This is a genomic window from Paenibacillus sabuli (assembly GCF_014705605.1).
Lineage (GTDB): Bacteria > Bacillota > Bacilli > Paenibacillales > Paenibacillaceae > Paenibacillus_D > Paenibacillus_D sabuli.
The window spans coordinates 42,799-54,168 of sequence record NZ_JACXIZ010000049.1; the positions used below are offsets into that span (position 1 = coordinate 42,799).

8 protein-coding genes are annotated in these 11,370 nt (G+C 53.9%); all 8 read left to right on the forward strand.

Annotated elements, in window-relative coordinates:
- The first annotated feature begins 120 nt into the window (after window positions 1–120).
- The 8 genes from dnaN to gyrA all read left to right on the forward strand — a co-directional run bounded on the left by dnaN (window position 121) and on the right by gyrA (window position 11,075).
- On the forward strand, window positions 121–1,263 hold the full coding sequence (gene dnaN, locus IDH44_RS22755; RefSeq protein ID WP_190921127.1) for a DNA polymerase III subunit beta: 1,143 nt from the start codon (window positions 121–123) through the stop codon (window positions 1,261–1,263).
- A 25-nt stretch (window positions 1,264–1,288) separates the two neighbouring features.
- The gene (gene yaaA / locus IDH44_RS22760; RefSeq protein WP_190921128.1) at window positions 1,289–1,507 is read left to right on the forward strand and encodes a S4 domain-containing protein YaaA; all 219 of its coding nucleotides are present in this window, start codon (window positions 1,289–1,291) and stop codon (window positions 1,505–1,507) included.
- A gap of 25 nt (window positions 1,508–1,532) precedes the next feature.
- Window positions 1,533–2,642 (forward strand): DNA replication/repair protein RecF, encoded by a 1,110-nt coding sequence (recF, locus tag IDH44_RS22765; protein ID WP_190921129.1) that lies wholly within the window; start codon window positions 1,533–1,535, stop codon window positions 2,640–2,642.
- 38 nt (window positions 2,643–2,680) lie between these two features.
- Entirely contained in the window at window positions 2,681–2,929 is a 249-nt protein-coding gene (remB, locus tag IDH44_RS22770) for an extracellular matrix regulator RemB (RefSeq protein ID WP_190921130.1), read from the forward strand.
- 55 nt (window positions 2,930–2,984) lie between these two features.
- Window positions 2,985–4,895: a DNA topoisomerase (ATP-hydrolyzing) subunit B gene (gyrB, locus tag IDH44_RS22775; RefSeq protein ID WP_190921131.1), complete on the forward strand. Its 1,911-nt coding sequence runs from the start codon at window positions 2,985–2,987 to the stop codon at window positions 4,893–4,895.
- Window positions 4,896–5,137: 242 nt separating this feature from the next.
- Entirely contained in the window at window positions 5,138–6,238 is a 1,101-nt protein-coding gene (locus IDH44_RS22780) for a cobalamin B12-binding domain-containing protein (RefSeq protein WP_190921132.1), read from the forward strand.
- Window position 6,239: 1 nt separating this feature from the next.
- Window positions 6,240–8,333 carry an ATP-binding protein gene (locus tag IDH44_RS22785; protein WP_190921133.1) on the forward strand — a complete coding sequence of 698 codons (2,094 nt, stop codon included), beginning with the start codon at window positions 6,240–6,242 and terminating at the stop codon, window positions 8,331–8,333.
- A gap of 198 nt (window positions 8,334–8,531) precedes the next feature.
- Complete coding sequence (gene gyrA, locus IDH44_RS22790) at window positions 8,532–11,075, forward strand: DNA gyrase subunit A (RefSeq protein ID WP_190921134.1); 2,544 nt, start codon at window positions 8,532–8,534, stop codon at window positions 11,073–11,075.
- Window positions 11,076–11,370: the final 295 nt, after the last annotated feature.

Sequence of the window (11,370 nt, forward strand, 5' to 3'; positions counted from 1 at the left end):
AGCTTGCTCCGTCTGCGTTTTCTTGGCTTATCCACATATCCAGCGCCCCTACTACGACTTCTACTAAAAGAATGTTAAAATAACTTAAATACTAGCGGCTGCAATTAGGAGTGAATCGCGATGAAACTGATGATCCAAAAAAACGAACTGAACGACGCCATTCAGCAAGTATCCAAAGCCGCGTCAACGCGGCCTGCTATTCCGATTCTCGGCGGCATCAAATTCGAGGTGGCGCACCAAGGTCTAACCTTGACCGCCAGCGACACGGATATTTCCATCCAGAGCTTCGTGCCGGTCGAAAGCGGCGAGCGTATTAACGCTAGAATCGACAAGCCGGGCAGCGTCGTATTGCCCGCCAAATTTATTGTCGAAATCATTAAGAAGTTGCCGTCCGACGAAATCGAAATTGAGGTTGGCGAGCATTTCCAGACCCGGCTGCGTTCCGGATCCAGCGACATCCAAATGGTCGGTCTCGATCCGGAAGAATTTCCGGTGCTGCCGCAAATGGACGAACACGAATCGTTTGCGATTCAAGGCGCGCTGCTCAAAACCTTGATCCGTCAAACCGCGTTTGCCGTCTCCACAAGCGAGCAAACGCCCGTGCTGACCGGCGTGCTCTGGAACCTGCAGGAAGGGCGCTTCAAATTCGTGGCAACCGATCGGCACCGGCTCGCCAGCCGCGTTGCTAATGTGGAGACGGCGCCGGAATACCGCTTTGCCAATGTCGTCGTAGCCGGACGCACGCTGCAGGAGGTTTCTCGCTTGGTACCCGATCAAGGGGAACCCGTGGAGATCGTCGTCACAGACAACCAGATTTTGTTCAAGATTGGCCGTGTGCTGTTCTATTCGCGTCTGCTGGACGGGACCTATCCCGATACTTCTAAGATTATTCCGCAACAATACAAAACAGAACTAGTACTGGATACGCGCCGATTAACCGATGCGATCGATCGGGCCTATCTGATGTCGCGCGAGGAAAAAACGAATATCGTGCGGCTGATTACGCTCGAGGACGGCACAATCGAAATTTCCTCCAGCTCGTCGGAGCTGGGCAAGGTCACCGAGCAGTTGGACGCCGTACGCATCGCGGGCGAACCGCTGCGTATTTCCTTCAACTCGAAATACATGCTCGATACGCTCAAAGCCATTGACAGCGAACAATTATTCATCGGCTTCAACGGCGCCATGAGCCCGATCATCGTCAAGCCGACAGAACATGATCACAGCCTGCATCTCGTTCTGCCTTACCGGACGACAGGCTAATGCATGCAGCGGAGGTTCTTTTCCCATGAAAGAAATTTCCATTACGACCGAATATATTGCCCTCGGCCAGTTTCTCAAGCTGGCCGATTGCATCGATTCCGGCGGACAAGCCAAAATCTTTTTGCAGACCAACGAGGTCGTCATTAACGGCGAGCCGGACAACCGGCGCGGTCGCAAGCTTTACCCCGGCGATCGCGTATCCGTCGGCTCGCACGGGACGTTTGCGGTAACGCGAGAAGGCTAGCGCGGCCCGCACAGGAGGCCAAGAGGTGTTTTTGAACCGAATTGCAATGCAGCATTACCGCAATTACGAAAAACTGGACATTCAGACCGATAGCGGCGTCAATCTGTTCATTGGGCCCAACGCGCAGGGCAAAACGAATTTGCTGGAGGCAATCTTTTGCCTTGCACTGTCGCGGTCGCATCGTACCGGCAAGGACCGTGAATTGATCGGTTGGAACGCCGATGCTGCGCACGTGCAGGGAGAAGTGTCCAAGAAATATGGCGACGTCAAGCTGGCGCTCAGCTTTTCGGCGCAGGGGAAAAAAGCGAAGATCAACGGCTTGGAGCAACGCAGACTCAGCGATTTTGTCGGCACGCTCAATGTGGTCATGTTTGCGCCTGAGGATCTGGAAATCGTGAAAGGAACCCCCGGGAATCGCCGCCGGTTTCTCGACATGGAGATCGGCCAGGTGCAGCCCGGTTATTTGCACCTGTTGCAGCAGTACGGAAAAGTGCTGCAGCAGCGCAACAATTTTTTGAAATCGCCGCAGGCGTCAGCCACCCAACAGACCATGCTGGAGGTATGGAATGCGCAGCTCGCCGAGCACGGTGTTAAAATTATGAAAAAAAGGCAAGGCTTTATTTATACCCTGCAGCGCTGGGCCGAGCAGGTCCACAGCGGCATTACGGCCGGCAAGGAGGAATTGCGCATTCATTACCGTCCTTCGCTGGACGCCGCAGCCGATCAAGATGAATCTGTTTTATTTGATCAATTTATGATAAAGTTAACACAGGTGAAAGATCAGGAAATGCGAAGGGGCATTACACTGGTAGGCCCACATCGCGACGATCTAGCGTTCGAAATTAACGGCAAAGAAGCCCAAATCTACGGCTCGCAGGGTCAGCAGCGCACGACCGCGCTATCGCTCAAACTGGCCGAAATCGAGCTGATTCGCGAAGAAATCGGCGAATATCCGCTGCTGCTGCTGGATGATGTGCTTTCGGAGCTTGATCGTCAGCGGCAGACGCAATTGATCGAGACCTTCCAGGGCAAGGTGCAGACCTTCATTACGACGACCGGACTCGAAAGCGTCGATCTGGCCAAGCTGAAGGACGCCAAGGTGTATCAAGTGCAGGAGGGCCAAGTGATGCGCTAGCCTGACGAACATACGCTCGCGATAAGGAGTGGATCGCATTGTATATCCATCTGGGCGGAGAAAAAATTATACGGGCCTCCGAGCTAGTGGCCATTTTTGACATTTCCATCGAGCAATCCTCCAAGCTGTCGAAGCAATTCGTCGCAGGCGCGCGCGAGCGCAAAGGCGTGGAGGTCATCGGCGAGGAAGAATCCAAATCCATCGTCATCACAAAGCAAAAAGTGTTTTATTCGCCCATATCTTCTTCGACGCTCAAGAAGCGGGCCCATCATTTTGCGGCTACCTGATACGCCGGCAGCCGCGCAGTTAGTTGAGCAGCCTGAGAGGAGCAGTGAAGCAAGCATGTCTTTGAATCAGCATACCTACGATGAGAGTCAGATTCAGGTACTCGAAGGGCTGGAAGCGGTGCGCAAGCGTCCCGGCATGTACATCGGGTCCACGAGCGGCAAGGGTCTGCACCATCTGGTGTGGGAGGTTGTCGACAACAGCATTGACGAGGCGCTGGCCGGGTATTGCACGCGCATCGAAGTCATCATTCACCCGGACAACAGCGTCACAGTCATCGACAACGGCCGCGGCATTCCCGTCGGAGAGCATTCCAAAATGAAAAAGTCGACCCTGGAGGTCGTCATGACCGTCCTGCATGCCGGCGGCAAGTTCGGCGGCGACGGGTACAAGGTGTCCGGCGGCCTGCACGGGGTCGGCGTGTCGGTTGTGAATGCCCTCTCGGAGCTGGTCATTGTACAGGTCAAGCGCGACGGCAAAGTTTATCGGCAAGAGTACCGGCGCGGTGCGCCGCAGCATGATCTGGAAGTCATCGGAGACACGGACGAGACCGGGACGCAGACGCGCTTCAAGCCCGACCCGGACATTTTCACGGAGACGACGATATTTGACTACGAAACGCTGCAGACGCGGATCCGTGAGCTGGCGTTCTTGAATAAAGGGATCGAGCTCTCGCTCTACGACGAACGGACCGAAACCCGCAATACGTACAAGTACGACGGCGGCATTATCGAATTCGTCGATTACCTCAACCGCAACCGTGAGGTGATGCACGAGCAGCCGATCTATGTCGAGGGCGTCAAGGAGCAGATTCAAGTCGAGGTCGCACTCCAGTACAACGATTCCTTTACGGAGAACATTTACTCCTTCGCCAATAACATCAATACCCATGAGGGCGGTACGCATGAGTCCGGCTTCAAAAGCGCATTGACGCGGATTGTCAACGATTACGGGCGCAAAATCGGCATGCTTAAAGATAATGTGTCCAATCTTACCGGCGACGATGTTCGGGAAGGGCTGACGGCGATCATCTCAGTCAAAATTCCCGAGCCGCAGTTTGAAGGGCAGACCAAAACCAAACTCGGCAACAGTGAGGTGCGCAGCATCGTTGAATCGTGCTTCGCCGAGAAGTTCCAGGAATTCCTAGAGGAAAACCCGTCCGTATCCCGCAAAATTATGGAGAAGGGCATGCAGGCGGCGCGCGCGCGCGACGCAGCGCGCAAGGCCCGCGATCTTACCCGCCGCAAAAGCGCGCTTGAGGTGAGCTCGCTGCCCGGCAAGCTGGCCGACTGCTCCTCCAAGGACGCCTCAATCAGCGAGCTCTACATTGTCGAAGGCGATTCCGCGGGCGGCTCGGCCAAGCAGGGACGGGACCGGCATTTTCAGGCGATCCTGCCGCTGCGCGGCAAAATTCTCAATGTAGAGAAGGCGCGGCTGGACCGCATCCTGGGCAATACCGAGATTCGCGCGATTATTACTGCACTTGGCACCGGCATCAGCGAGGACTTCGATTTGGCAAAGGCACGGTATCACAAAATTATCATCATGACTGATGCCGATGTCGACGGCGCCCACATCCGCACCTTGCTGCTCACCTTTTTCTTTCGCTACATGCGCAAAATTATTGAGGCCGGCTATGTCTACATCGCGCAGCCGCCGTTGTTCAAAATAGAGCGCAATAAGGTGGTGCGCTACGCGCAGAGCGAGGAAGAGCGCGAACGCATTATCGCCGAATTCGGCGAAGGCACGAAGCTGAGCATCCAGCGTTATAAAGGTCTCGGCGAGATGAACGCGGACCAGCTGTGGGAGACGACAATGGATCCCGAGAGCCGCACCATGCTGCAGGTTACGATTGAGGATGCGATAGAGGCGGACGTGCTTTTTGACACCCTGATGGGCGACAATGTCGAGCCGCGCCGCGATTTTATCCAAAGCTTCGCTCGATATGTAAAAAATCTTGATGTATAGACTATTCCTTCCAACTGCCGAATATGATCGGCAGTTTTTTTATGTTAAGATTGCGGAAGGTACCAGGCAATCTGAACGGCGGGTTGGTCGATCAGAGCAGGTGTGTTACCATACTTCTATGCATAGCTTACTTCTTTTACAATTGGGTTTTTGAAAATAAGTGTAGTATAATGATCTAGTATATTGGTCGCAATTCATATCCAAAATACCTGTCAGCATCCAGAATCCGGAGGTGAGTCTTCATGACAACGACACCGAGCTTATCAGCTACGGCAGGGGAACGACTGATTGCCCTCAGCGATGAATTGGCCGAGTTGGCGACTGCTCGCCAATATAAGCTGCAGCCGGACTTGATGGAACGATTCGGCGAGCGAGGTCGGAGGAAGACGCTGCAGGATACGCTATACAATATTCGCTATCTGGGGCAAAGCCTGCAGATTCACAGTCCGCTATTGTTCTCAAGCTATATCCATTGGCTGAAGGTCCTGCTCGATGGGTATCAGGTGACTACGGACGACCTCAAAATTAACATCGATTGCATTCGCGCTGTCATCGCCGAGCGCGTGGAAGAAGAACTGCATGCCGTAGTCGACTCCTATATTGAGCATGCTTATGTCCAAATTTCAACGCCGCTGGCTCCGCAAAAATCGCATTTGGAAGAAAGCGAGCTGCAAGCAGAGGCGAATCAATATACGGAGCTGCTATTGAGCGGCGACCGCAGCGGCGCGAGTCGGCTGATTATGGACCTGGTGCAGCGCCAAATATCCGTGGAGCAGATTTATACCCATATTTTCCAGCAGTCCCAATACGAGATTGGGCGATTGTGGCAGACGAATCAGATCAGCGTCGCGCAGGAGCATTATTTTACTGCAGCTACCCAGACGATCATGTCACAGCTCTATCCGTATATCTTCTCGGCCGAGGGCGGCGGTCCCAGACTGGTGGCGGCGTGCATCGGGCAGGAACTGCATGAGATCGGCTTGCGGATGATCTCCGATATCTTCGAGCTGCATGGATGGGATACGTATTACATTGGAGCCAACGTGCCCACTAGGGCCATTATCGATACCGTGATCAAACGCAAGGCGGATGTATTGGCCGTCTCGGCCACCATGACTTATCATGTCACGTTGGTCAAAAATCTGATTGCCGATATTCGCGCCGACGAACGATGCGCCGACGTGAAGGTACTCGTCGGCGGGCTGCCGTTTAATATCGACAAGGACCTGTGGAAGCAGGTCGGGGCGGACGGATATGCCGTTTCGGCCCGTGAGGCAATCCAGATGGCTACGCATTTGCTGAACCCTTTAGTATCATCAGACGAAGCTGGGAGGACAACTTAGCGTGGAGGAGGACCAGGGTAACGTCATCTCATTGCTATGCGACAATCGGGGAAAGATCACACGCATCATCCGGGACGATCTCAAGCTTGCCGATCGGATTGACAAATCGCGAGGCTTGTTTTCCGCGATGGATGAGCTCAATACGGTCAAGTTTCGGGACTTTCTTGAAGAATTGTCGCGCAAGCAAGCGGTTTTCAATTGGGAGATCAACCTGAATTTGCCGGAAAAGACCGAACTTTTTTACATGAACGGCGGTTTGTTTGAGGACCATATCTTGCTTGTCGGCTCCACATACAGCACGAGCTATTCCTACTTTTACGATGAACTGATGAAAATCAACAACCAGCAGATGGTCTCGTTGCGCGATACGATTAAAAAGCTGTCGCAGGAGATGGTTCAGAAGCTGGAGCAGGAACTAAAAAATTACGACGAATTTTCGGCGCTGAACAACGAGATGGTTTCCCTGCAGCGCGAGCTGGCCAAGACCAATATTGAGCTCAAGCTGGCCAAGGAAAATGCCGAGAACGCCAATCGAACCAAAAGCATCTTTTTGGCGACGATGAGTCATGAGATTCGTACGCCGATGAACGGCATTATTGCCAGTACGGAGCTCCTATCTCAGTCCGAGCTGGACGAAGCGCAGCAAAAAACGGTTTCGATTATTCTCAATTCCGGCAATCTGCTGCTCAGCATCATTAACGATATTCTTGATCTGTCCAAAATCGAAGCGGGCGAAATGATTCTGGACCGCAAGGAATTCTACCTGCAGCCGGCAGTGCAGAACGTGATGCAACTGCTGCAGGCACGTGCAGACGAGCAGATGAACCGCATGTCGTATTACCTTGACCCTCAGATTAGTCAACTGCTGCGGGGGGATGTCAATCGGATCAGCCAAATTATGGTGAACCTTGTGGGCAATTCGATCAAGTTTACCACCAGCGGCGAGATCGAAATTCGCTGGTTCATGGTGGCGGACTCCGGGGTGAAGCAAAGACTGCGCTGCGAGGTGCGCGACACGGGGATCGGCATCAGCGCGGAGAATAGCAAAAAATTATTCCAGCCTTTTTATCAGGTGGACCAATCGTATACCCAGCCGCAGAGCTCTACCGGACTTGGCCTGTCGATTACCAAGCGGCTGGTGGAAATGATGAATGGCTCAATCGGCGTCGTCAGCGAAAAAGGCGTCGGCTCCACCTTTTGGATCGAAATCGAGCTCGAAAAAGCGGAGGTGCCGGCCGGCGAAATCGTAGCCCCGCGTTCGGCCTTTAAATCCCAGCACAAGCTGGCTCAGAAAAATCTGGATACGGTTATTTTGCTGGCGGAGGACAACGTCGTCAATCAGCAGATTTCCATGCTGCAGCTGCAGCAGCTTGGCTTCACCAATGTGCTGGTGGCCCGCAACGGAGAGGAAGCGGTCCGGATGTGGGAGCAACAAAAACCAGGCATTGTGCTGATGGACAATCAGATGCCGGTCATGGATGGCTTCGAGGCCACCGGCAAAATTCGCGAGCTGGAGAGCGCGGCATGCGCCGGCGAGCGGGTGCCCATTATTTCCATCACGGCCAACGCGATGAAGGGAGACCGCGATCGCAGCTTGCAGGCGGGAATGGACGATTACATCACCAAGCCGGTGCAGCTCGAAAAGCTGCGGGAAATGCTCAATCTGTGGCTGCCGGAATGGAAAAGCGAAGCCGAAAAGCGTGCGCTGAATGGCGAGCCCAATGAAGAAGAATTGATTCATCTGGAGACGATCCAGGACATTGTCGCCTCGCCTTGGGACGAGGAAGATCTGGCGATGCTAAGGCAATTGTTCGAGATGTATCAGCAGGATACGCCAGCCAAGTTGGCGATGCTGGCGCGTTCGGTGGAAGCGGGCGATCTGACGCTCTCCGAGCAGACCGCGCATGATATCAAGTCGGCCAGTCTCAGTATCGGCATGGCCGTGCTGGCCGATGTGGCCTCCGCGATCGAGCGACGCGCCAAGGTCCGGACCATCGGCGGCTATTCAGAGCTGCTTGAATATTTGCAGCGATTGTACGAACACTCTTGCGACAAATTCGCTGATATGATCGCGCTGCGTAGCGGAGAACAATAAATAGAAGCTGCTTCAAGTTCAGGAGCGCTGGGCAGTCTGTCTCCGGTATCCGGAAACGGACTGCCTTTTTATTCCCACACCGGCAGCAAGGAATGGTATAATAGACAATAACGCGTTCGCACGTTTAATTGTCTATTAAATGTGAAATGAATATACTAACCATAGTGCGTTGATTAGGGATAGATCAGGAGGTTGAGCATGGCGGAAGATCAGCGTTCCCCTCAAATACGAGGTCGTGATATTGGAACGGAAATGCGCGATTCCTTTATGGATTATGCGATGAGCATCATTGTCAGCCGGGCGCTCCCCGACGTGCGCGACGGATTGAAGCCGGTGCATCGCCGAATTTTGTTTGCCATGTCGGAGCTCGGCATGTCCCCGGACAAGCCCTACAAAAAATCGGCCCGGATCGTAGGCGAAGTCATCGGCAAGTATCACCCGCATGGCGACAGCGCGGTCTACGAGACGATGGTGCGGATGGCGCAGGATTTCTCCTTGCGCTACATGCTGATCGACGGCCACGGCAACTTTGGCTCGGTCGACGGCGATATGGCGGCAGCGATGCGTTATACAGAGGCACGCCTCTCCAAAATTGCGATGGAAATGCTGCGTGACATCAACAAAGAGACGATCGACTTCATCCCCAATTACGACGGGGAGGAGCATGAGCCTGCTGTATTGCCGGCGCGCTTCCCACAGCTGCTCGTCAATGGTGTCTCCGGCATTGCGGTCGGCATGGCGACGAATATCCCGCCGCATAACCTTGTAGAAGTTATCGACGGTCTGCAGGCCATGATTGAATACCCGGAAATCACATCGGACGAGCTGATGGAATTTATCAAAGGGCCCGACTTTCCGACAGCCGGTCTGGTCATGGGACGCTCTGGCATCCGCCAGGCGTACAATACCGGTCGGGGATCGGTGACGATGCGGGCCCGCGCCGTCATCGAGGAGACGAGCGGCAAGGCGCGCATCCTGGTGCACGAGCTCCCGTACCAGGTCAATAAGGCGCGGCTCGTAGAAAAAATCGCCGAGCTCGTGCGGGACAAAAATATTGACGGCATCACCGATCTTCGAGACGAGTCGGATCGTAACGGCATGCGTATCGTCATTGAATTGCGGCGGGATGTCAACCCGAGCATCGTTTTGAATAATCTCTACAAGCACACGCAAATGCAGAGCAACTTTGGCATCAACATGATTGCGCTCGTCAACGGCGAGCCCAAGGTGCTCAGTCTCAAGGATGTGCTGTATCATTATCTGAATCACCAGATCGAGGTCATTCGCCGTCGTACCGAATACGATCTGCGCAAGGCGCGCGCGCGCGCACACATCCTCGAAGGACTACGCATCGCGCTCGATCATCTCGATGAGGTGATTGCGCTGATCCGCGCTTCGCGCACCGCCGATGAAGCGCGTGACGGCTTGATCTCGCGTTTTGAGCTGAGCCAGGAGCAAGCGCAAGCGATTCTCGATATGCGCCTGCAGCGCCTGACCGGACTGGAGCGGGACAAGATCGAGGCGGAGTATGCGGAGCTGCTGCGCAAAATTGCCGAATACGAAGAAATTCTCGCCAACGAACGGCTGATCCTGGGCATTATCAGCGAAGAGCTGAACGAGCTGAAGGAGCGATTCGGCGACGAGCGCCGGACGGAGCTGGCTATTGGCGAAAATGAGATTCTTGACGAGGACCTGATTCCGCGGGAGGATGTCATCATTACCGTCACCCATACCGGCTATGTCAAACGCCTGCCGGTCAAGACGTATCGCAGTCAGAAGCGCGGCGGACGCGGGGTAATCGGCATGGAGACTAAGGAAGACGACTTTGTCGAGCATCTATTTGTGTCCAATACCCATCATTATTTGTTGTTCTTTACGAATAAGGGCAAGGTGTACCGGCTGAAGGCTTACGAAATTCCGGAATTGAGCCGGACAGCACGCGGCACGCCGATTATCAATCTGATTCAGATCGAGCAGGGCGAGACCGTCAATGCGGTCATTCCGGTGCAGGAGTTCGACTCCGAGCACTACCTGTTTTTTGCAACCCGGCAAGGGGTGGTCAAAAAAACCTCGCTTGACGATTATGCCAACATCCGCAAGGTCGGCCTAATTGCCATTTCCCTGCGCGAGGACGACGATCTAATCAGCGTCAAACTCACAGACGGCCAAAAAGAGATCATTATGGGCACAGCCCAGGGCATGTCCATTCGATTCTTGGAATCAGATGTACGCTTCATGGGGCGCTCGGCGACGGGCGTCAAAGGCATCCAGTTGGATGACAACGATGCGGTTATCGACATGGATGTCATCATCCCCGAGCAGGATGTGCTGATCGTGACGGCGAAGGGCTACGGCAAACGTACCAATATCGAAGAATATCGGACCCAGAGCCGCGGCGGTAAAGGCATCAAGACCCTGAACGTGACGGATAAGAATGGTCCCGTCGTGGGCCTCAAGGTGGTCAGCAACGAGGAGGATCTTATGATTATGACTTCTTCGGGGACGATGATTCGCACGAGTATTTCCGGAATTTCGGAAATGGGACGCATCACGCAGGGAGTAAGGCTGATCAACATCCGCGAGGACGACGCCGTCGCTACGGTAACCAAAGTAGAACGCAGCGAAGAAGCAGAGGCCTTGGTCGAAGCTGCAGTCGAGGCTGTGGATGGCGAGCTGGAGAACTTGGATGAAGGTGCTCTTCCGCAACTGGATGTAGCCCCCGGCGAAGCGGAAGAAGAATAAATATAATAATGCTTGACGCAGGATAGAGAGCCGTGGTATATTACTTCTTGCCGCTTTTGCGGCGAGGGTCATATACACGGCTCCTTTTGCTTGACTTTAGGGGATCGCTGGCACATCTTAATCGATCGAATCAGCGCACTGCCACCGCAAAAATTTTAAAAAAAGTCTTGCATTATACCAAGGAAATGTGATATATTATTCTGGTCGCCGCTTGAGAGAGCGGAGGCGAGCAAGACGAACAAAATGGTTCCTTGAAAACTGAACAACGAGCGTAAAGCCCCAGATTCTTTCGGGA

What these genes read in the sequence shown, in the direction of transcription:
- dnaN (WP_190921127.1), top strand. Translation starts at nt 121, where the DNA reads ATGAAACTGATGATCCAAAAAAACGAACTGAACGACGCCATTCAGCAA.
- yaaA (WP_190921128.1), top strand. Translation starts at nt 1,289, where the DNA reads ATGAAAGAAATTTCCATTACGACCGAATATATTGCCCTCGGCCAGTTT.
- gyrB (WP_190921131.1), top strand. Translation starts at nt 2,985, where the DNA reads ATGTCTTTGAATCAGCATACCTACGATGAGAGTCAGATTCAGGTACTC.
- IDH44_RS22780 (WP_190921132.1), top strand. Translation starts at nt 5,138, where the DNA reads ATGACAACGACACCGAGCTTATCAGCTACGGCAGGGGAACGACTGATT.
- gyrA (WP_190921134.1), top strand. Translation starts at nt 8,532, where the DNA reads ATGGCGGAAGATCAGCGTTCCCCTCAAATACGAGGTCGTGATATTGGA.